This window comes from Labrys neptuniae (assembly GCF_040797145.1).
Lineage (GTDB): Bacteria > Pseudomonadota > Alphaproteobacteria > Rhizobiales > Labraceae > Labrys > Labrys neptuniae.
This window is the reverse complement of record NZ_JBFNQD010000009.1, coordinates 152,138-173,642: the sequence shown is the minus strand read 5'-3', so window position 1 is coordinate 173,642 and position 21,505 is coordinate 152,138. Positions and strand designations below refer to the sequence as shown.

Annotated in this window: 18 protein-coding genes; 12 read left to right on the top strand and 6 right to left on the bottom strand. The window is 64.1% G+C overall.

The window, feature by feature from the left end:
- Positions 1 to 59 precede the first annotated feature (59 nt).
- Positions 60 to 3,521 (bottom strand): pyruvate carboxylase, encoded by a 3,462-nt coding sequence (gene pyc / locus ABXS05_RS23565; RefSeq protein WP_367625570.1) that lies wholly within the window; start codon positions 3,519 to 3,521, stop codon positions 60 to 62.
- 189 nt (positions 3,522 to 3,710) lie between these two features.
- Between pyc and ABXS05_RS23560 the strand changes: the two genes are divergently transcribed.
- Positions 3,711 to 4,115 carry a hypothetical protein gene (locus ABXS05_RS23560; RefSeq protein WP_367625569.1) on the top strand — a complete coding sequence of 135 codons (405 nt, stop codon included), beginning with the start codon at positions 3,711 to 3,713 and terminating at the stop codon, positions 4,113 to 4,115.
- 90 nt (positions 4,116 to 4,205) lie between these two features.
- Here ABXS05_RS23560 and ABXS05_RS23555 read toward each other — a convergent pair whose 3' ends face one another.
- Positions 4,206 to 4,502: a hypothetical protein gene (locus ABXS05_RS23555; RefSeq protein ID WP_068290808.1), complete on the bottom strand. Its 297-nt coding sequence runs from the start codon at positions 4,500 to 4,502 to the stop codon at positions 4,206 to 4,208.
- Positions 4,503 to 4,744: 242 nt separating this feature from the next.
- Here ABXS05_RS23555 and ABXS05_RS23550 point away from each other — a divergent pair, with 242 nt between their 5' ends.
- Positions 4,745 to 5,635 carry a LysR family transcriptional regulator gene (locus tag ABXS05_RS23550; protein ID WP_311943785.1) on the top strand — a complete coding sequence of 297 codons (891 nt, stop codon included), beginning with the start codon at positions 4,745 to 4,747 and terminating at the stop codon, positions 5,633 to 5,635.
- Positions 5,636 to 5,738: 103 nt separating this feature from the next.
- On the opposite strand, the gene ABXS05_RS23545 is transcribed toward ABXS05_RS23550, so the two are convergent.
- A complete protein-coding gene (locus tag ABXS05_RS23545; protein ID WP_068290762.1) occupies positions 5,739 to 6,128 on the bottom strand; it encodes a type II toxin-antitoxin system HicB family antitoxin in 390 nt (129 codons plus the stop codon).
- Positions 6,129 to 6,133: 5 nt separating this feature from the next.
- Complete coding sequence (locus ABXS05_RS23540) at positions 6,134 to 6,322, bottom strand: type II toxin-antitoxin system HicA family toxin (RefSeq protein ID WP_367625568.1); 189 nt, start codon at positions 6,320 to 6,322, stop codon at positions 6,134 to 6,136.
- Positions 6,323 to 6,652: 330 nt separating this feature from the next.
- Between ABXS05_RS23540 and pheT the strand changes: the two genes are divergently transcribed.
- A complete protein-coding gene (pheT, locus tag ABXS05_RS23535; RefSeq protein ID WP_367625567.1) occupies positions 6,653 to 9,070 on the top strand; it encodes a phenylalanine--tRNA ligase subunit beta in 2,418 nt (805 codons plus the stop codon).
- Between the two features lie 325 nt (positions 9,071 to 9,395).
- On the opposite strand, the gene ABXS05_RS23530 is transcribed toward pheT, so the two are convergent.
- Positions 9,396 to 10,247, bottom strand: a complete 852-nt coding sequence (locus ABXS05_RS23530; protein ID WP_367625566.1) for a hypothetical protein — start codon at positions 10,245 to 10,247, stop codon at positions 9,396 to 9,398.
- An 849-nt stretch (positions 10,248 to 11,096) separates the two neighbouring features.
- Here ABXS05_RS23530 and ABXS05_RS23525 point away from each other — a divergent pair.
- Positions 11,097 to 11,897 (top strand): undecaprenyl-diphosphate phosphatase, encoded by an 801-nt coding sequence (locus tag ABXS05_RS23525; protein WP_311943774.1) that lies wholly within the window; start codon positions 11,097 to 11,099, stop codon positions 11,895 to 11,897.
- 71 nt (positions 11,898 to 11,968) lie between these two features.
- Here ABXS05_RS23525 and ABXS05_RS23520 read toward each other — a convergent pair whose 3' ends face one another.
- Entirely contained in the window at positions 11,969 to 12,958 is a 990-nt protein-coding gene (locus ABXS05_RS23520; protein WP_311943771.1) for a complex I NDUFA9 subunit family protein, read from the bottom strand.
- A 204-nt stretch (positions 12,959 to 13,162) separates the two neighbouring features.
- Here ABXS05_RS23520 and ABXS05_RS23515 point away from each other — a divergent pair, with 204 nt between their 5' ends.
- The 8 genes from ABXS05_RS23515 (at position 13,163) to ABXS05_RS23480 (ending at position 21,480) form a co-directional block, all read left to right on the top strand.
- Positions 13,163 to 13,555 (top strand): peptidoglycan-binding domain-containing protein, encoded by a 393-nt coding sequence (locus ABXS05_RS23515; RefSeq protein ID WP_311943768.1) that lies wholly within the window; start codon positions 13,163 to 13,165, stop codon positions 13,553 to 13,555.
- Positions 13,552 to 14,334, top strand: a complete 783-nt coding sequence (locus ABXS05_RS23510) for a hypothetical protein (protein WP_311943765.1) — start codon at positions 13,552 to 13,554, stop codon at positions 14,332 to 14,334. The genes ABXS05_RS23515 and ABXS05_RS23510 overlap by 4 nt, the downstream gene beginning before the upstream one ends.
- Before the next feature lie 171 nt (positions 14,335 to 14,505).
- Positions 14,506 to 15,804 carry an ActS/PrrB/RegB family redox-sensitive histidine kinase gene (locus ABXS05_RS23505; protein ID WP_311943762.1) on the top strand — a complete coding sequence of 433 codons (1,299 nt, stop codon included), beginning with the start codon at positions 14,506 to 14,508 and terminating at the stop codon, positions 15,802 to 15,804.
- Positions 15,805 to 16,469: 665 nt separating this feature from the next.
- Entirely contained in the window at positions 16,470 to 17,012 is a 543-nt protein-coding gene (locus ABXS05_RS23500) for an ActR/PrrA/RegA family redox response regulator transcription factor (protein WP_068290777.1), read from the top strand.
- A gap of 223 nt (positions 17,013 to 17,235) precedes the next feature.
- Positions 17,236 to 18,348, top strand: a complete 1,113-nt coding sequence (locus ABXS05_RS23495; RefSeq protein ID WP_367625565.1) for an S-(hydroxymethyl)glutathione dehydrogenase/class III alcohol dehydrogenase — start codon at positions 17,236 to 17,238, stop codon at positions 18,346 to 18,348.
- 195 nt (positions 18,349 to 18,543) lie between these two features.
- Positions 18,544 to 19,128 carry a Spy/CpxP family protein refolding chaperone gene (locus tag ABXS05_RS23490; RefSeq protein ID WP_367625564.1) on the top strand — a complete coding sequence of 195 codons (585 nt, stop codon included), beginning with the start codon at positions 18,544 to 18,546 and terminating at the stop codon, positions 19,126 to 19,128.
- A 268-nt stretch (positions 19,129 to 19,396) separates the two neighbouring features.
- Positions 19,397 to 20,098, top strand: a complete 702-nt coding sequence (locus tag ABXS05_RS23485) for a response regulator (RefSeq protein ID WP_256390538.1) — start codon at positions 19,397 to 19,399, stop codon at positions 20,096 to 20,098.
- 128 nt (positions 20,099 to 20,226) lie between these two features.
- On the top strand, positions 20,227 to 21,480 hold the full coding sequence (locus ABXS05_RS23480; protein ID WP_367625563.1) for a sensor histidine kinase: 1,254 nt from the start codon (positions 20,227 to 20,229) through the stop codon (positions 21,478 to 21,480).
- Positions 21,481 to 21,505: the final 25 nt, after the last annotated feature.

Here is a 21,505-nt window from a genome sequence, read left to right as displayed (position 1 = left end):
ACGGGGCGAAGGAACGGCTGGCGTCGCGTCCAACAACTCATGGCCGTCTGGCCCGCTTCTTACCCCATCACCATCAACAGGTCCTTGGCATCGATCTGGGCACCCGGAGAGACCAGTATTTCGGCGATCTTGCCGTCCTGGGGCGCATGGAGCGCCGTCTCCATCTTCATCGCCTCGATGGTCAGGAGCACGTCGCCGGCCTTCACCGCCTGCCCCGGCTTCACCGCCACGGTGGAAATGGCGCCCGGCATCGGTGCCGCGATATGGGCCTCGTTGCCGTCCTCGGCCTTGCGGCGCGCCTTGACACTGCCTGCCGCCAGGCGATTGGGCACCCGGATGATGCGCGGCTGGCCGTTGAGCTCGAAGAAGACGCGGACCTGGCCCTCCTCGTCGGTCTCGCCCATCGTCTGCAGGCGAATCACCAAGGCCTTGCCGCGCTCGATCTCGATGGTGAGCTCGTCGCCCGGCACCATGCCGTAGAAATAGGTCGCCGTCGGCAGCACCGAGACCGGCCCGTATTTGCGGGCGGTGACGGCATAGTCGGTGAAGACCTTGGGATACATCAGGTAGGAGGAGATCTCGTTGCCCTCGACGGCGCGGCCGATCTTCTTCTCCGCCTCCGCCTTCAGCGCCGGAATGTCGGCCGGCGGCAGCAGCGAGCCGGGGCGCACGGTGATCGGCGCGCCCTCCTTGAGGATCTTCTTCTGCAAAGCGGCCGGCCAGCCGCCTTCGGGCTGGCCGAGATCGCCGCGCATCATCTCGACGACGGAGGCCGGGAAGGCCACCTCGCGGGCGGGATCGGCGACATCCTCGGGGGTGAGGCCTTGCGCCACCATCATCAGCGCCATGTCGCCGACCACCTTGGAGGACGGCGTCACCTTGACGATGTCGCCGAACAGATCGTTGGCGGCGCGATAGGCCTTGGCCACCTCGTGCCAACGCGTTTCCAGGCCGAGCGAACGCGCCTGCTCCTTGAGATTGGTGAACTGGCCGCCCGGCATTTCATGCAGATAGACCTCGGAGGCGCCGGCCTTCAGGTCGCTCTCGAAGGCGGTGTATTGCGTGCGCACCGCTTCCCAATAGAAGGAGATCTGGCGGATCGCTTCCGGGTCGAGGCCGGGATCGCGCTCGGAATGGCGGAGCGCCTCGACGATGGAACCGAGGCAGGCCTGCGACGTCGTGCCCGACATCGCATCCATGGCAGCGTCGACCGCATCGACGCCGGCCTCGATCGCTGCCAGCACCGTGGCGCCGGCAATGCCGGAGGTGTCGTGGGTGTGCAGGTGGATCGGCAGGCCGATCTCCTGCTTGAGTTCGCTCACCAGCTTACGCGCCTGGGCCGGCTTGAGCAGGCCGGCCATGTCCTTGATCGCCAGGATGTGGCAGCCGGCCTTTTCGAGCTCGCGCGCCATGCGGACGTAGTAGGCCAGGTTGTATTTCGAGCGCGAGGCGTCGAAGAGATCGGCCGTATAGCAGATCGCACCTTCGGCGAGCTTGCCCGCCTCCAGCACGGCATCGATCGACACCCGCATGTTCTCGACCCAGTTCAGGCAGTCGAAGATGCGGAAGAGATCCATGCCGGCATCGGCGGCCTGCTTGACGAAGAGACGCACGACATTGTCGGGATAGTTGGTGTAGCCGACGCCATTGGCCCCGCGCAGCAGCATCTGGGTGAGGATGTTGGGCGCGCGCTCGCGGATCAGGGCCAGGCGCTCCCAGGGATCCTCGGTGAGGAAGCGCATGGCGACGTCGAAGGTCGCCCCGCCCCAGCATTCGAGCGAGAGCAGCTGCGGCAGGCCGCTGGCATAGGCCGAGGCGACACCGGCGATGTCATAGGTGCGCATGCGCGTCGCCAGCAGCGACTGGTGGGCGTCGCGCATGGTGGTGTCGGTGACGAGGACGCGCTTTTCCTCCTTCATCCAGCTCGCGAACTTCTCGGGCCCCAGCGTGTCGAGCAGTTGCTTGGTGCCGGAGACGGGCCTCACCTTGAATTCCGGCGCGTGCGGCGTACGCGCCTCGGCCGGCGGCCTGGCCCGGCCGCGCGCCTCGGGGTGGCCATTGACGGTGACGTCGGCAATATAGGTCAGGAGCTTGGTGGCGCGGTCGCGGCGCTTGGCGAACTGGAACAGTTCGGGCGTCTCGTCGATGAAGCGCGTGGTGTACTGGTTGGAGCGGAACTTCTCATGCGCCAGCACCGCCTCCAGGAAGGGCAGGTTGGTGGCGACACCGCGGATGCGATATTCGCGCAGGGCACGCGTCATGCGGGCGATGGCCTCCTGCGGGGTGGAGGCCCAGGCCGTGACCTTTTCCAGGAGCGGATCGTACCAGCGCGTCACCACCGCGCCGGAATAGGCGGTGCCGCCGTCGATGCGGATGCCGAACCCCATGGCGCCGCGATAGGCGGTGATACGGCCATAGTCCGGGATGAAATTGTTCTCGGGATTCTCCGTGGTCAGCCGGCACTGCAGCGCGTGCCCGCGCATGAAGATGTCGGCCTGGGCGGGGATGCCGGTCTCCAGCTCGCTATCGGCGCCGATGACGCCGATGCGCCCGCCCTCGGCGATGCGGATCTGCGCCTTGACGATATCGAGATCGGTGACGACCTCGGTGACGGTATGCTCGACCTGGACGCGCGGATTGACCTCGATGAAGTAGAACTTGCCGGTATCGGCATCCATCAGGAACTCGACGGTGCCGGCGCCGGCATAATCGGTGCCGCGGCCGATCTTGAGCGCCGCCTCGCACAGGCCCTGGCGGGTCTCCTCGTCGAGATAGGGCGCGGGCGCGCGCTCGATCACCTTCTGGTTGCGGCGCTGGATCGAGCAGTCGCGCTCGAACAGATGCACCAGCGTGCCATTGCCGTCGCCGAGGATCTGCACCTCGACGTGGCGGGCGCGGCGCACCAGCTTTTCGAGATAGACCTCGTCCTTGCCGAAGGCGGCCTTGGCCTCGCGCTTGGCGGTGAAGACGGCGTCGAGCAGCTTGTCCTCGCTCTCGATCGGACGCATGCCGCGCCCGCCGCCGCCCCAGGAGGCCTTGAGCATCACCGGATAGCCGACGGCTTGCGCCGCCGCCTTGATCGCCTCGGGATCGTCGGGGAGCGGGTCGGTCGCCGGCATCACGGGAACGCCGACCGAGATGGCGAGGTTGCGCGCATCGACCTTGTTGCCGAGCGTGCGCAGCGTCTTGGGGCTGGGCCCGATGAAGACGATGCCGGCGGCGGCGCAGGCCTCGGCGAATTCCGGGCTCTCGGACAGCAGGCCATAGCCGGGATGGATGGCATCGGCCCTGGCTTCCTTGGCGACGCGGATCACCTCGTCGATCGAAAGATAGGCCTCCACGGGGCCCTTCCCCCTGCCGATCTGATAGGCTTCGTCCGCCTTGAAGCGGTGCAGCGAAAGTTTGTCCTCCTCCGCATAGACGGCAATGGTGGAGATGCCGAGTTCCGTGGCGGCCCGGAACACGCGGATGGCGATCTCGGAACGATTGGCGACGAGCAGGCGGCGGAAGGAAGGTCGCATGAGCACTCGCGGTCTGGAGGGGGGTGGGGAATTTATGTTGCAATGCGAAGAGCGATGCAAATGCTTTCCCGCGTCGGTAAATCCTACGCGTTCCGCCAGCGATGAAATGTCGACGTTCGCCGTTTTGTTCGCTTATTTGTTCAAGAGGGCGAACGAGCCCGCCCTTCCTTCGTGACGGAGCAAATGTCGATGGCCTCACTGCCCCCATGGCGCGGCATCAGGATCGGTTCGATACCCCGGGGAGAAGCCCCCCTCGCCATCAGGCGGGCCTGGATCGGCCTGACGCTGCCGCTCCTGGAAACGGCGCCGTCGGCGCCGGAAACCATGGTCGTCGAGATCGGGTTTCGCAATCCGGCCGGCCTCCTCAGTGCGCTGAAGCAACGCCTGGGCTTCAAGCCGCCGACAGCGATTTGGCAGGCCTACACGGTGCAGGCCGCGAGCGCTCTGCGCCTGCTCGAGAACCATTCCCCGGAAGCCGCGCGATGGTGGCGGCAAAATACGCCCTGGCTGTACCAGCCGGCCCAGGTCCTGGCCTTCGATGCGGATTGCTGCGAACTGGTGTTTGGCGAGAGGGTTCCGGCCAACGAGCCGTGACAAAAAAGCGGAAGCCCCGCCGGGGGCGGGGCTTCCTACGGGCTACCGGGCTGGTGTCGGGGCGCAGGGTCCGATAACCCGAAGGCGGGCTTAGTAGCAGACCTTCACGCGCTTCCAGAAACCACCGTAGTAGCCATCGACCCAACGCTTCTCGATGTGGCAGCGGCGATAATAGACCGGGCGGTAGTCGTCATAATAATAGCGGCCACCGTAATAGCTGTTGTTGTAGGCCGAACCGGCGAGGAGGCCGCCCAGCAGGCCGATGCCGGCGCCGGCGGCGAAGGCGCCACCACGGCCATAGCGGGCCTCGGCGGTGCCGGTGGTGGCGATTGCGGTGCCGGCCAGCGTGGCGGCGACCAGGGCTCCGGTCAGGATCTTCTTGAACATCGTCTCGTTCCCGTTCTTGTCTTGCGCGGTGCTGCGCTTGATCTGATGGGATGACAATGCCACCGCCGCCCCGGCCTCTCCGTGCGATTCGTCACGGGATGCAACCGAGGCGTGTCCGGGCTCAAGACGATCAGGCGGGCGCCGATTGCCCTTCACCGGCCATGGCGACATAGTAGCCGCATGAGCAGAGAATCGAACTTACGGACGCCGCGATCTTCCATCCTCGATCGGAAGGCCGCGCCATGATCGACAAGCTCGAATTCCTGATCGCCCTCTCGCGCGAGCGCCATTTCGGCCGGGCCGCCGAGATCTGCGGGGTGACCCAGCCCACCCTATCGGCCGGCATCAAGCAGCTCGAAGGCGAACTCGGCGTGTTGCTGGTGGCGCGCGGCTCGCGTTTCCAGGGCTTTACACCGGAGGGCGACCGGGTGCTGGAATGGGCCCGGCGCATCGTCGGCGACAGCCGCGCCATGCGCCAGGAGGTGGAGTCGCTCAAGCGCGGCCTCAATGGGCACCTCACCATCTCGGTGATCCCGACGGCGCTCTCCATGGTCGCCTCGATCACCACGCCCTTTCGGGCCCGCCACCCCAACGTGACCTTCTCCATCCTCTCGCGTCCCTCGACCACGGTGCTGCAGGAACTGGAGGACCTGGCCATCGATGCCGGCATCACCTATCTCGACAACGAGCCCTTGGGGAAGGTCTCGACGGTGGAGCTCTATCGCGAGACCTATTGCCTGCTGACCGACGTCAACGGCGAGTTTGCCGGCCGCAGCACGGTGAGCTGGGAGGAGCTCGGCCATGTGCCGCTCTGCCTGCTCACGCCCGACATGCAGAACCGGCGCATCGTCGACCATCTCCTGCGCAATGCCGAGACGCCGGTGGCCCCGACCCTGGTCTCCAACTCGATGCAGGTGCTGCTCTCGCATGTGCGCACGGGGCGCTGGTCCAGCGTGATGCCGTCGATCCTGATCGAGATGCTAGGCGCGGGCGACCATGTGCGCTCGATCCCCATCGTCGAGCCGCAGGCGCACCACAAGGTCGGCCTGATCACGCCCAAGCGCGAGACCCAGACACCCCTGGTCGCCGCCCTGATCGCCGAGGCGAAACGCTACGCCATGCAGATGGGGTGAGGCGATGCGCCTCACGGCGTTGTTGTCACATGTCCGCCCGCTTCCGTGCTGCAACGCTAAAACCCGCAGGTCGGCTCATTACCCCCGTGTTCAGTGTCTTTCATCAAGCCGCCATTGCCCTTTTCGCCGCCGAGGCCAAGAATCCAGAGCGGGTCAGGCCATGGCTTTCGGCGTAGCTATCAATTTGGCTCAAGACATCGGCCTGGAAGGTCACACTGACGCGCACGCTCTTAACTTCCTGGGCGACGGGAACCAGTATCGCAACACCATCCCGGTTCTCGGGATCCGCCATGATCGCCTCAAGGGATGAAGGCTCAGGCACAGCTTCGCCGTCCTCCGCCATTCCCTGCAGGTGAAGCGCAAGAGCCTCGGCCGCCATATCGCGCGCCTCGTCCAAGGTAGCGCCAGCAGATACGCACCCTGGAAGATCGGGAAACGATACGCCATAGAGGCTATCAGGGTCCTTATGGATCAATCCGATATATTGGCGCATTTCCGTTACCTCAATCTCAGTCCAGATTGCTTTTCGATGCTCTTCACGGTGCCGAGAGGAAGATCCCGCTTAGGGTGCGGAACCGTCACCCGCTCTGGTTTCGTCGGATGTCTGAGCTGAACGTGGCTGCCCTTCTGGGTCACCTCAGCCCAACCATCGGCTTTCAGAACGGAAATTATATCTCGGCTGTTCATGCATATAAATATATATCCCCGCACCGCGAGAGCAAGCGAGTTATGCATACTTATGCATATAAAATTGCACGTCATGAACCCTGGATGCTGAATTCCCCAGGGACGTTCTTTTGATGCTACGCGGATAGTGCACTTTGTTGATGGTTGGGCGGTATCAGCTTTGAAGCACAGCACCAGCTAAGCAGGCTGAAATCCCGCCTGAACTGCCGCACCGGCAAGGTTCGGGGATCCCGCGGCACACTCACATTCACCGTCAACCGGGATTTCTTTGCATCTTGGCGCCCGACGCGCTATCGGCATGGCCAAATCGATTGGACTAGGCTGCCCGCAATGAAGTTCACGCTTTCCTGGCTCAAGGATCACCTCGAGACTGACGCCACGCTCGACGAGATCGTCGACACCCTCACCCGCATCGGCCTGGAGGTCGAAGGGGTGGAGGATCCCGCCAAGAAGCTCTCGGGCTTTTCGATCGCCTATGTCGTCTCGGCCGAACAGCATCCCAATGCCGACAAGCTCAGGGTCTGCATGGTCGACACCGGCAAGGGCGAGCCCGTGCAGGTGGTCTGCGGCGCGCCCAATGCGCGGACCGGCATGAAATCGGTGTTCTCGCCGCCCGGCACCTATATTCCGGCCAAGAACATCACGCTCGCCATCGCCCCCGTGCGCGGGGTCGAGAGCCGCGGCATGCTTTGCTCGGAATTCGAGCTCGAGATCTCCAACGAGCATGACGGCATCATCGACCTGCCGGCCGACGCGCCTGTGGGCATGTCCTTTGCGGAGTATGCCGGCCTCAACGACCCGGTCATCGACGTGAACCTCACGCCGAACCGGCCCGACTGCACCGGCGTCGCCGGCATTGCCCGCGACCTCGCCGCCGCCGGTCTCGGCCGGCTGAAGACGCCCGCCGTGCCCTCCGTCGCCGGCGAAGGCCCCTGCCCGGTCACGGTGACGCTCGATTTTGGTGACACGCCCTCGCTCTGCCCGGGTTTCGCGCTTCGCCTGGTGCGTGGCGTCAAGAACGGTCCCTCGCCCACCTGGATGCAGCGCCGCCTCAGCGCCATCGGGCTGCGCCCGATCAATGCGCTGGTCGACATCACCAATTACGTCACCTTCGATCGCGGCCGGCCGCTGCATGTCTTCGACGCCGCCAAGATCGTGGGCGATCTCACCGTCCGGCGCGCCCGCGAGGGCGAGAGCATCGTGGCGCTCGACGGCAAGACCTATGCGCTCAACGACAGCATCTGCGTGATCGCAGACGGCAAGGGCCTGGAATCGATCGCCGGCATCATGGGCGGCGAGCATTCGGGCTGTGACGACGATACCACCGACGTGCTGATCGAATCGGCGCTGTGGGAGCCGCTGAACATTGCCCGCACCGGACGTGCGCTCGGCATCAACACCGATGCCCGCTACCGGTTCGAGCGCGGCGTCGATCCCGCCTTCATGGTGCCGGGCGTCGACCTCGCCACCCAGCTGGTGACGGAACTGTGCGGCGGCAAGCCCACGGAAACCCTCGTGGTAGGCGGCGTCACCGCCGCGCCCGAGGTCCTGGACCTGCCGGCCCACGAGGTTGCGCGCCTGACGGGCCTGTCGACCAGCCTCTCCGAAAGCGCCGACATCCTCGAGCGCCTCGGCTTCGGGGTCATCCGCAAACCCGATTCGCTGGCGGTAACGGCGCCGAGCTGGCGCCCCGATATCGAGGGCAAGGCCGATCTCGTCGAGGAAGTGATGCGCATCGTCGGCGTCGACGCCATCCCGGTGACGCCGCTGCCACGCGAGGCCCATGTGCCGCTGCCGGTACTCACCGTGCTGCAGAAGCGCACCCGCCTGGCCAAGCGCAGCCTCGCCGCCCGCGGCCTGATGGAAGCGGTGACCTGGTCCTTCATCGCCAAGGGTGAGGCCGAGCGCTTCGGCGGCGGCCAGCCGACGCTGTCGCTCGCCAATCCGATCGCCGCCGATCTTTCCGACATGCGCCCCAGCCTGCTGCCGGGGCTGATCGCGGCCGGCCAGCGCAATGCCGATCGCGGCACCGGTGACGTCGCCCTGTTCGAGGTCGGCCAGATCTTCCGCGGCGACCGGCCCGAGGACCAGAAGATCGCCGCCAGCGGCATCCGCCGCGGCCAGGCGCGCCCCGGCGGCTTCGGCCGTCATTGGTCGGCGCCGGCAAGTCCCGTTGACGTGTTCGACGCAAAGGAAGATGCCCTCACGCTGCTGGCCGCGCTCGGCGCACCGGTCGCCAGCTTCCAGATCGTCTCAGGGGCGCCTTCCTGGTATCACCCCGGCCGCTCCGGCACGATCCAGCTCGGCCCGCAGAACATCATCGGTTGGTTCGGCGAACTGCATCCCTCCGCCCTGGAGGCGCTGGATGCCGGTGGCCCGGTGGTCGGCTTCGAGATCATCCTCGATGCCATCCCGGTGCCCAAGCCCAAGGCGACCAAGACGCGCGGCGTGCTGGCCCTCTCGCCCTTCCAGCCGGTCACCCGCGACTTCGCCTTCCTGGTCGCGCGCAAGGTCAGGGCCGCCGACATCCTCAAGGCCGCGCAGGGCGTCGACAAGAAACTGATCTCGGGCGTGTCGATCTTCGACATCTATGAAGGCAAGGGCATCGGCGAAGATCAGAAATCGGTCGCCGTCGAAGTGGTGCTGCAGCCGCAGGACCGCACGCTGACCGATGTCGAAATCGATGCCGTTGCCGCCAAGATCGTCGCCGAAGTCGGCAAGAAGACCGGAGCGACGCTGCGCGGATAAGACAGGCCGCCGCCCTTTGCGCGCGCGCCTGTGCTGTCGGGAAGAAAGAGGCGGACCGGACCCTAATGCGGTTCACTTAAGCGTTTCGGGGGGCTCGACCTTTGTCATTGCCGGGCTTGACCCGGCAATCCGGCTCCCCGACGGTTCGTCCGTGCGGCTTTTGGGTAGCCGGGTCAAGCCCGGCTATGACAAATTCGGAGGGGTTCCTGCTTAAGTGAACCGTATTACGGGCCGGCCCGCCTTTTATTCGAACGGCATGACAAGGCGCTCCGGACCAGGGCGCGTTCCAGCCATCAAGGCTTGCGCCGGCGGTGCCGCTCGCCGCTCAGGCCTTGCCGCCGGCATGGAGGACCGCCTGCAGCAGCAGTGACATCTGCAGGGCGATGAAGGTGTCGACGAGTTCGAACAAGCTCGCATGGATCTCGATCGCCCGTCCCCCCGGAGCGTGCAGGGTGACATAGCCCTCTTCGGCCGCGTCCTCGAGCAAACGGCGGACATGGACACGCGAAACGCCGAAGCAATCGGCGACGGCGCCATAGTGAAAATGGACGGTACGATCCTTCAGGGTTTCGCCCGGCATTTCCGTTGCAATCAGCCGGAGCAGGATCTCGAAACCGGCATCGCGCGCCATGAACAAGCGCATCTCGGGCACCAGGTCGACCAGGGTGCCGTGCATCAGGAAGTAATTGCTGCAATAACGCGCCAGCGTGCCGAGAAAGGCATCGTCGATCTCCACCCGCCGAACGGCGTAGTCGACATGCTGCAATTGCGCCAGCGCCTGCAGATAGGGCGTGATGACCTGCTTGGCGATGGTGATGCCGGCGCGCGTCGCCTCCAGGCGTTTGATGCGCTTGTCGCGCAGATCCTTGATCTGGCGCAGATAGCCGGCCTGGCGCAGCAGGTTCAACATGGCCCCGATGCGGTTGTGCCCGGCCAGGGCATGCACGGTACAGAAGGTCTGAACATCCGCCACCGTGACACCGGCCGGCGGATCATGGGGCGAGGCCGCGAAATGACGGCTCAGCACATAGGCGCCCACGATCAAGCGGATCTCATCCGTCGCCATATGGATCAGCGGCAGATGGGTCTTGAGAATGGCGACATAACGGCGCGCGAAGAGGGTCCGCGCAGCTTTGAAGCCGCTATGCGCTCTCAGGGCCTGGGCTTGTGCAATCACAGCTGACTGGTAATTCGGCAACGGAACGTTGAGCGGGTTCTGCAAACCGAAATGGTCGGTCGTATGAATCTTGGCGCACTCCGATAGAGACCCTGCGCTTCTCCAAGACAACTCGGTCAATCACCGCCTCTTTTTGCATGGGCTTGTGGTGTAACAACTGAGGACAAGTAAGAAGACGGCCCGGATCGGCCGGGCGCTCACTCCCACCGCAACAACATCATTGCAGCTCCACAGTTCCTATCATGTCGGTGAAAATTTAAAAGAAAATTTTACCCTACGATATCGATTACAATACCTAATGAATTTTCATTGCCACCTACACCTAACTAAGTGGTAAATATACTACTTAAGTACTAAATTTGACGTAAGCCGAAAACGAGCTCCGGAACGGGAAATCTTTCTTCCAGAGCGCCCCGCCGCCGCCAAGACAAAATAATGTCTAAATAAAATTTACTTGGACAAAATCATATACAAACATAGGATTATATCCGACCTAATCTATTACTTTGCAACATTTCCGCACTCTTCCTAATTCATTCCCAAACGGCATGCCGACTTCATTCTCTCGAAATGCCTGCCGCGAGAGCCTTGGCGAGGTTGGGATGCATGAGAATAACGGCATCCCCCTGACTTAGACGCTGCGAAGGTCACGACCGCATCGCGAACCGCCCGCTTCTCGTCGGGGGGATACCCGCGCCGCTGCGTCATGGTTACTGTTTGGTTATAACTCGCGCCTAGAATCACCGCGATTCCGGCTTCCGCCTCGCACCAGCGAGGCGCGGGCCGCTCCCATCATCCGCACGGGCGACCTGTGGCCGCATCGGCGCCCGATTCTCGCGAAGGCATCCCATGACCCTGGCCAATATTCTGGAAGCGATCATCCTAGGCGTGGTCGAAGGCCTGACCGAATTCATTCCGGTCTCCTCGACCGGCCATCTCCTGCTTGCGGCGCGTTACCTGAAATTCGAGGGCGACGATTCTTTCGTGATCCTCATCCAGCTCGGCGCGATCCTGGCCTTGCTCGCCGTCTATGCCGAGAGGCTGTGGCGCATCGCCACCGCCCTGCCCAAGGACCGGGAGGCCCAGCATTTCGTCCTCGGCGTGCTGGTTGCCTTCCTGCCGGCCGTCGTCCTCGGCGTGCTGCTCGAGCACAAGATGAAGCAATATCTCTTCAATGTGCCGGTGGTCTGCTACGCCCTGATCGCCGGCGGCCTGGTCCTGCTTGCCATCGAACAGTTCAAGATCGAGAAGCGCTTCTCCAATTGCTATGTGCTGCCCCTGCCGGTCTATCTGAAGATCGGCCTGTTCCAGTGCCTGTCGATGATCCCCGGTGTTTCGCGCTCGGGCTCCACCATCGTCGGCGGCATGCTGCTCGGCCTCGACAAGCGCTCGGCGGCGGAATTCTCCTTCTTCCTGGCGATGCCGACCATGGTCGGCGCCTTCGTCTATGAATTCGCCAAATCCTACAAGACGATGACGACCGACAATCTCGGCCTGACCGCCATCGGCTTCGTCACGGCCTTCATCTCGGGCTGGTTCGTGGTGAAGACTTTGCTGGATTTCGTATCCAAGCGCGGTCTCGCCCTGTTCGGATGGTGGCGCATCGTGGTCGGCGTCCTCGGCCTCGCCGCCTACTACACGATGGGCTGAAGACGAGCTCCAACGGAAAAGGGCCGGTCCAAGGACCGGCCCTTTTCCGTTCCGACTGCCGTTTCCGGTCGTCAGGCCACCTTGTTCTCGAACTGGCCAGCCTTGCGGAAGCGCCACAGATAGCTCGGCGCGATCGCTTCCACCGTCGCCGGCTGGATGCCCAGCCCTTCCAGCGTCAGGCCAGCCTTGCTGGCGTCCTCCGTCACGACATTGTCGTGGCGCAGCAGCGTGACCTGATCGCGCGTCAAGGGCGGCGTGAACAGGCCGAGCGACAAGGTCCCCAGCAGCTCGAACACGGTCGCCTGCACATTGGCGATGGCGAAAGGCATCGGCACCAGCAGGCGCTTGCGGTTGGTGGTCTTGAGCACATATTCGAAGATCTGGCGCAGGGTCAGCACTTCCTGGCCGCCGAGTTCGTAGGTCGCGCCCGGCTTCAGGGCCCCCTCGGCGCCGCGGGCCAGCACTTCGGCGACATCGCCGACGAAAACCGGCTGGAACTTGGTCTCGCCACCGCCGATCAAGGGCAGCACCGGCGACATCCGCGCCAGACCGGCGAACTTGTTGAAGAAATCATCATCCGGCCCGAACATCACCGAAGGCCTGAGGATGATGGTGTCCTCGAAAGCGGTACGGGCCGCTTCCTCGCCCTTGAGCTTGCTCTTGGCATAGAGCGAATCGGAGCCCGCATGCAGGCCGAGGGCCGAGACATGCACGAAGCGCTGCACGCCGGCAGCCTTGGCAGCGCGGGCGATCGCGCCGGGGCCGAAAGCCTGCACCGCGTCGAAACTGTTGGCGCCGTGCTCATGCATGACGCCGACCAGATTGACCACCGCTTCGGCACCCTCGACGGCGGCGGCAACCGACGCCGGATAACGCAGGTTCGCCTGCACGCCGTGGATCTGGCCGACGGCGCCCGCGGTCATCAGATATTGGGCGAGATCCGGGCGGCGCACGGCCACGCGCACGCGAAAGCCGCGCTTGGCGAGCGAGCGCACGAGATTGCGGCCCACAAATCCCGATCCACCGAAAACCGTGACCAAGCGATCGCTGACTGGCGCCATTTGCTAGAAACCTTCGAGAATGGACGATTGGGTTTTCCTTAGCGCGGCAGGCCGGGACTGTATAGAGCAATAAGCGCCCCCTGGGTTGCCTCCCGCCACGCAGACGAAACATCGGGCAACGCAGAGTGGGCCGGAAGCATCCGCTTTACTTTTAATCCGCCGCATCTCACAATTTCTCGCATACTTTATCCATGGAGACGCCCAATGGATATCGCGCAGTCGGTTGGAAGCGGCGGAACCAACGCGAAATGTGACGTCTTTTGCGTGCAACTGCTGCTCAATGTCTGGCGCGCGAGCAAGGAGCTGAGAGAGATCCGCGAAGATGGGATCGTCGGTCCCGAGACAATCGCAGCAATCGAGAAGTTCCAACACGATGTCACGAAATGGGTCGATGGGCGCGTTGACCCAGGCGGCAGGGCACATCGGGCCTTGAGAGAGTTCGCCGCACCCTATGTCAACGAGGCGCTTGGTTTCATTTCCCTCGGCATCCCGACAACCGTTATTCCGCTGGAATATGAGAACCTCGTTCTGCCAACGAGCGAGCTGAACATCGTGCGGATCGACCGACTTCGCCAGAACCGCGATATATCCAGATGACGGAAGTGCCGATCGTCGATTTCATGAAGCTGTTCGACAGCATCAGCGCGCTGCTCAATCAGCTTGCGCGAGGCCAGTTTTTGCGCGGAACCTTCGAGGCGGCATTGGTTGAAGCCCAAGGAGCGACTTGGGTCGGCGGCTCTACGGGAAATCACCTGAAGGAACTGACCGACGCGCGCGCGATGCTGGTGAACACCGAGCAAGGCATTCGTAAGATCGTGGACATCATAGGATTTCAAAGTCCGCAGGTCTCGGCCCGTCTTAGCAGGATTCTCGACGACAACTTGTTCAACAGGACGGGCCAGCTGCGTGCTGCCATTACCGAGACCGAGACGCTGGCCGCCGAACTCAAGGTGAGCAACGGGACGCGCTTTCAGGGCGTGCAATTTTTCGAGGGCGGCCCCGGCGGCAATGTGGCGCGCACCCTATCGTCGTTGCCGTCGGAACAATTGAAGACTCCAGCGCTTCAATCCCAACTCAGGCAGGGCGTGGATGCGACGCTGCTGCCACGGGCACACCCACTGGCTCAGCGCACCATGGAAGCGCTTCGCCAGATGCCTGTGACGTTCGAAGACATCAAACAGAACGTCGGCAAGATAACAACCAGTCTCATAGGCGCCATCCGCCTGTGGATGAGCCAATTCATGCAACAGGCCGGAGCGGCTGCGCGCCTAGCGATGGTGGCACTCGAACAGGCACTGGTCTCTTTCGGCAGCCGCCTCACCACGCCTCTCATTTTGATCGGGCGGCCATGGGGCGAACCACCTCCCGAGGCTTGAACCTTTAGCAGCGACGCCCGCAGGCCCTAAGGGAGGCTTGCTCCGAAGCCGGCTCTCGCAGAAGATCGGCTGGAATCAGGGAGGAGCTGGCATTGCGGCGCAACCCTGAAGGATGACTTCGCCGTTTCATCCGCCCACCAAAGAGCATTCCGTCGAGCGACCCGTGAGCAGATGACCGCCTCTGTGATGCCCCATGATGGCCTCGGCCTCGATACGCTGCGCCTGGAAACCCTGATCCGGCTGCGCTGGATGGCGATCGCCGGCCAGTTGGTCGCGGTCCTGGGCGTGCGCTATGGTCTCGGTTTTCCCGTGCCGCTGCAGGCCTGCCTGCCCCTGATCGGCGTCTCCATCCTGGTCAATGTCGCCTTGCGGCTGCGCTATCCGGCGACCGAGCGTGTCGACCCGGCCCGCGCCGCTACCCTGCTCGGATTCGATATCGTGCAGCTTGCGGCATTGCTCTTCCTCACCGGCGGCCTGCAGAACCCCTTCTCCTTCCTGTTCCTTGCGCCGGTGATGATCTCGGCGACCTCGCTGCCGCCCCTGATGACCCTCGCGCTGGGACTCCTGGCCATCGGCTGCGCCTCCCTGCTCACGGCCTGGCACCTGCCCCTGCCCTGGTTCGAGGGGAAAGAGTTCGACATGCCGATGCTCTATGTCATCGGCATGTGGTTCTCGGTGCTGCTGGGCCTGGCTTTCATCGGCGTCTATGCCTGGCGGGTGGCCGAGGAAGCCCGCCTGCTCTCCAATGCCCTGGCCGCCACCGAACTGGTGCTGGCGCGCGAGCAGCATCTGTCCCAGCTCGACGGCATGGCCGCCGCCGCTGCGCATGAACTGGGTACGCCGCTCGCCACCATCGCGCTGGTGGCCAAGGAGCTGGAGGTTGCCGCCCCGCCGGAAGGCGATTTCGTCGACGACATCCGCCTGCTACGCAGCCAGGTCGAGCGCTGCCGCGAGATTCTGGGCAAGCTCGCCTCGCTGGGCGACGATGGCGGCACGCCCTTCGCCCGCCTGCCCCTGCCGCTGCTGATCGAGGAAGTGTCCGCGCCGCATCGCGATTTCGGCATTGCCATCTCGGCCGAATTCCAAGGCCTGGAGGAGGATGCTCCCTCCGCCCCACGCAATCCCGGCATGCTCTATGGTCTCGGCAATATCGTCGAGAACGCGGTCGATTTCGCCAAATCCAAGGTGAGCATAACCGCCAGCTGGGACGCCAAGACGGTGACCCTGATCGTCGGTGACGATGGCCCCGGCTTTCCTTCCGAAATCATGGGACGCCTCGGCGATCCCTATGTCACCCAGCGTCGCCCGCGCCTGCCGGGCCAGCCGGGCGGCGGCCTCGGCCTCGGTTTCTTCATCGCCAAGACGCTGCTCGAGCGTTCCGGCGCCGCGATCGCCCTGGCGAACCGCTCCTGGCCGGACAGCGGCGCCGTCGTCAGGCTGGAATGGCCGCGCGACGTCTTCGAGCGCTAAGGGCTCGCAGGGCTTCGCTCGGACATGGACAAATCGCCTCCGATACCCCTAAGCGATTGCATTCTCCAGATTATTTGTAAGACCTTTCATTCAAGAAAATGCATCAAAACAAAGACTTAAGGAAAATTTGCGCTACAATGCCTCCAAGAACTGCTCGTCGAGCCGCGAGAAAAAACTGGTGGAGGCCGCGATCAACCAAGCGGGAACAGCGAGTACTGCCAGGACTTGTGCCGGTCTTCTCGGTGCCGTGCGGCGGCAAGGATATGCAGCTGGTATGCAGGTCGCGCCCGACAGCAACGCGCGGGCTTCGCTGCTCGAATTCTTTCCGCAGGCCCTGATCGCATGCATCGTTACCCCGGCCACGCCCCATAATAATCTCTGGGGATTGCAATCGGCGCATAACCGAATAAACGATAGCTGGCTGTCGCCAGTGAAATTTCTTCACTTTGCCGCTATAGTCCCCACTGTGGCGAACTGTCGCGCCAAAGGAGGCGATCGGGGTCTTCGATCACTTGACCATATCGTCAGCAACGGGTCGGTCTGCGATGCGTTGCCGACGATAAGGTCCGGAGGGAGCGGGGGTCTCGCGCTGAATTGGCGAGATGCTTTCCCTTCACGCGAAACGGAGCCCCTTCGCTCGAACCAAGGATAGGTGAGTCCGCATTATGGTTGCCCCTGAATTTCCCGATCGTTCACTCCTTCTCGTCGATGACGACAAGGCGTTCCTGCAGCGTTTGGGCCGAGCCATGGAAGCCAGGGGCTACACCGTCACCACGGCCGACACGGTCGCCGAGGGACTGGCGCAGGTGGAAGGCTCGCCGCCCGCCTTCGCCGTGATCGACATGAAACTCACCGACGGCTCCGGCCTCGACGTGATCTCGCGCCTGAAGGTGAAGCGCCCCGATGCGCGCGGCATCATCCTCACCGGTTACGGCAACATTGCCACCGCCGTCACGGCGGTGAAGCTGGGTGCCTTCGACTATATCGCCAAACCGGCCGATGCCGACGACATCCATGCGGCGCTGATGGCCGATCCCAGCCATAAGCCGGAGCTGCCCGAGAACCCGATGTCCGCCGACAGGGTGCGCTGGGAGCACATCCAGCGTGTCTATGAGCTCTGCGGCCGCAACGTCTCCGAGACCGCGCGACGCCTGGCTATGCACCGGCGCACCCTGCAGCGCATCCTGGCCAAGCGCGCACCGCGATAGTTTGGCGTACTTTCACCGGCCATAAGACACTTCTAAGCCGCGAGGGAAACATCGCACTCCCGCGATGCTTGCGCTTCATGCCGCATCCGGCTAGCCCTTTGGCGAATTCCGGAGCAGGACGCATTCAAGCAAGAATGCTCATCTGCTCCGGCTCTTAGGTTCGGCGCGTCTTTGCGGATCTTGCCGATCCCGGCACATCGCAAAACGCTTGAGGGAGTGAATCATGAAGACGAGAGCGGCTGTGGCATGGAAGGCGGGAGCGCCCCTGACGGTCGAGACCATCGAGATCGGCGGCCCCAAGGCGGGCGAGGTGCTGGTCGAGATCATGGCCACGGGCGTGTGCCATACCGATGCCTACACGCTGTCCGGTGCCGATCCGGAAGGCCTGTTCCCTGCCATTCTGGGCCATGAGGGTGCGGGCATCGTGCGCGAGGTGGGTGCCGGTGTCACCAGCCTGAAGCCGGGCGACCACGTCATTCCGCTCTACACGCCCGAATGCCGCCAGTGCAAAACCTGCCTGTCGCAACGTTCGAACCTGTGCACCGCCATCCGCAGCACCCAGGGCAAGGGCGTGATGCCCGACGGCACCAGCCGCTTCGCCTGCGACGGCGGCGAGGTCTTCCACTATATGGGCTGCTCGACCTTCTCCAACTTCACGGTGCTGCCGGAGATCGCACTCGCCAAGGTGCGCGAGGACGCCCCCTTCGACAAGATCTGCTATATCGGCTGCGGCGTCACCACCGGCATCGGCGCGGTGACCAACACCGCCAAGGTCTGGCCCGGCGCCAATGTCGTGGTGTTCGGCCTCGGCGGCATCGGCCTCAACGTCATCCAGGGCGCCCGCATGGTGGGTGCCGACAAGATCATCGGCGTCGATCTCAACCCGGCCAAGGTCGAGATGGCCAAGAAGTTCGGCATGACCCATTTCGTCAATCCGGCGGAAGTCGGCCACGACAAGGTGGTTGAGGCCATCGTCGATCTCACCGGCGGCGGCGCCGATTTCTCCTTCGAATGCATCGGCCTGCCGGTGACCATGCGCCAGGCCCTGGAATGCTGCCATCGCGGCTGGGGCGAATCGATCATCATCGGCGTGGCGGCCTCGGGCCAGGAAATCTCCACCCGCCCGTTCCAGCTCGTCACCGGGCGCGTCTGGAAAGGCACCGCCTTCGGCGGCGCACGCGGCCGCACCGACGTGCCGAAGATCGTCGACTGGTACATGGAAGGCAAGATCGAGATCGACAGCCTGATCACCCACACCATGCCGCTCGACGAGATCAACACCGCCTTCGACCTCATGCATGAAGGCAAGTCGATCCGCTCGGTGGTCACCTTCTGAGGACCGGCTCGATCCGAGCGACGCCCTTTCCATCCAACCGCGCTCCCGCTCCGGCGGGACGCGGTTTTTCCTTATGTGCTTCATCTAACTTTACAAATGCCCGGACGGCGCGAAACCTCTCCTGGCTAGGCTTCGTCATCCCGCAATGCCCGGCGCGGCCCTTGCCGTGCGGCACTGCCCTTGATGGAGACTGACATGAGTGAAAGCCCGAACGCTTCCGTCCCCGCCCGCCGCTGGCCACGCGTGCTGGTGCTCGGCGGCGCCATGGCGGCCGGCATCGCCCTCGGCGCCGGCGGATTGGCTGCTGCCGCCGTAATGGGCGGTGGTGGCTGGCATCACGGCCCCCGGCTCGAGCGCATCCAGAATTTCGTGCGGATGTCGCTGGATTCGGTCGCGGCCACCTCCGAGCAAGAGGCCAAGGTGCACGACATCGTCGCCGCCGCCTATACCGACCTCGCCCCCAAGCCGGAAGACCGGGCCGCCTTCCGCAAGCAGGCCATCGATCTCCTGCGCGCGCCCACTATCGACAAGGCGGCGGTCGAGAAACTGCGTAGCGACTTCGTGGCCCGGACCGACGCCAAGTCGAAACGCTTCGTCGAAGCCGTGCTCGCTACCGCCGACGTGCTGACGCCCGAGCAGCGCGCCAAGCTGGCCGATCGTGCCGATCTTTGGCGCCCGCACGGCCCGATGATGGGCGGCCATCGCGGACACCCTGACGGACAAGGCCGCCCCGAACGGCCGGATGATGGCGGCCAGGACGGCGAGAACGGCGACAATTGAGGCCCCTGGAGCAGAGCGCGCTTGGCGACAAACGCCGCTTTGCTCCAACTCGCTGTTGCCAGGCCAATCCAACGGATTGGCGAGTGTGCCTTCGCGATACATGGCAATTCCATCAAGTCGCGAAACGCTCTAGGATCGATACAGAATGACGGCCGCTCCTCCCGGGGAGCGGCCGAATGGATTTTTCTTCAACTCTTTGTTTTGACGCATTTTCTCAATTGAAAAGCCGACCGTCTTTTCCAGAAAATGCATTCGTGCGGAGCAGGCAGTGGGCGTGGAACGCATCCTGATCATCGACGACGACACCAGGCTGGCCGCCATGCTCGGCGATTATCTGGCGGCGGCGGGTTTCGACGTCGATCACAGGCCGTCGGGCACGGAAGGCCTCGGCGCCATCGAGCGCGACGGCTACGATGCCGTGGTACTCGACATCATGCTGCCTGACTTCGACGGCTTCGAGGTCTGCCGTCGCCTGCGCATGCGCTCCAACATTCCCGTGGTGATGCTGACCGCGAGGGGCGACGATACAGATCGCATCGTCGGGCTCGAGATCGGGGCCGACGACTATCTGCCCAAGCCCTTCAATCCGCGAGAGCTGCTCGCCCGCCTGCGCGCCGTGCTGCGCCGGCGCACGGCGCCGGCCGAACTCGACAACCAGACCCTGCGCTTCGGGCGTCTCACCATTGATCGCGGTTCGCGCAGCGCCCGCATCGATGGCGAGGAACGTCCGCTCACCAGCCATCAGTTCGATCTGCTCCTGGCGCTGGCCGACAATGCAGGCCGGGTGCTCAACCGCGAAAGACTGATGGATCTGGTGAAGGGCGAGGAGCTGGAGGTCTTCGACCGTTCGATCGACGTGCACATCTCCCGCATCCGCGCCGCCATCGAGGACGATGCCAAGCATCCGCGCCGCATTCTCACCGTGCGCGGTGCCGGCTATGTCTTCGCCAAGCGGCAGGATGCGGACTAGAGCAAAGTGCGATTTCGCTGAATCGCACTTTCTCTCTAACCTTTTGTTTTGACGCGTTTTCTTAATCGAAAAGTCTATCAACTTTTTGGAAAACGCTCTAGCCTGATCGGGACCAAGAGCCAGCGCCCATGCTGATATTCTTTCGCAAGCGTCTGTTCTGGCAGGTCTACCTCACCCTGCTCGCCTGTCTCGTCGTGCTGGCGCTGCTGGTCGGCTCGCTCTGGCGCATGGCGGGCGATACGGCCGGCGAACGTTGGGGCGCGTTGCGCGTCCGGCTGACCGACGAGCTGGTGCGCTTCCAGGAACGCACGCCGGAAGACCTGCCTAACGAGATCCGCAAGCTCAGCGAGGAAATGGGCGCCTCGATCTCCGTCTACAGCAAGCAGCGCGTGCTGATCGCCTCGCGCGGCTTTCCAATCGCCCTGCCGGCTGGAGACGACGATGTGCCACAGCGCTGGCTCGATCATGTCGTCCGCCTCGACCTGCCGGGCGGGCGCACCGTGCTCGCGCAATTGCCGCGGCCGCCGAAGCCGGGCTTGCGCGTGCTGCTGCTGGCCCTCCTGGTCGCCGGCGGCGTCGGTATCGCGGCCTGGCCGGCGACGGCCCGGCTGACCCGTCGCCTCGAAACGCTGCGCGCCGGTGTCGAGAGCTGGGGCAGCGGCGCCTTGAACCGACGGGTGGCGGAACAGGGAACCGACGAGGTCGCCATGGTGGCCCGCAGCTTCAACGGCGCCGCCAGCCGGATCGAGACCCTGGTCAATTCCCAGAAGGCGCTGCTCGCCAATGCCAGCCACGAATTGCGTTCGCCCCTGGCAAGGCTGCGCATGGCGGTTGAAATCGGCGCGGACAAACCCAGCGCGGCTGTGCGCGAGGAGATCAACCGGGACCTGCAGGAGATCGACCAGCTGGTGGAGGAGATCCTGCTCGCCAGCCGGCTCGACTATGCCACCGCCATGCCGCTCGAAGGGGTTCCGGTCGACCTCCTGGGCCTGGCGGCCGAGGAGGCCGCCCGCACCGGCGCCGCCGCCGATGGCGAGCCCGTGGAAATCCGCGGCGATGCCACGCTGCTGCGCCGGCTGATGCGCAACCTCCTGGAGAATGCCGGCAAACATGGCAGGCCGCCGGTGGAGATCACCATCGCCAGCGACAAGGGACAGGCCCGCATCGAGGTAAGCGACCGCGGCCCCGGCATTGCCGAGAAAGAGCGAGACCATCTGTTCGAGCCGTTCTACCGGCCTGCCGGCCGCAGCGAGACCTCCGGTGGCTGGGGCCTGGGCCTGGCGCTGGTGCGCCAGATTGCCGGGCGCCACCGCGGCTCGGTACGCTGCGAAAGCCGCGAAGGCGGCGGCAGCCGTTTCGTGGTGGAACTGCCGCTGGCGTGAACGGAGTGTTCCGGCAGTCAGTGCA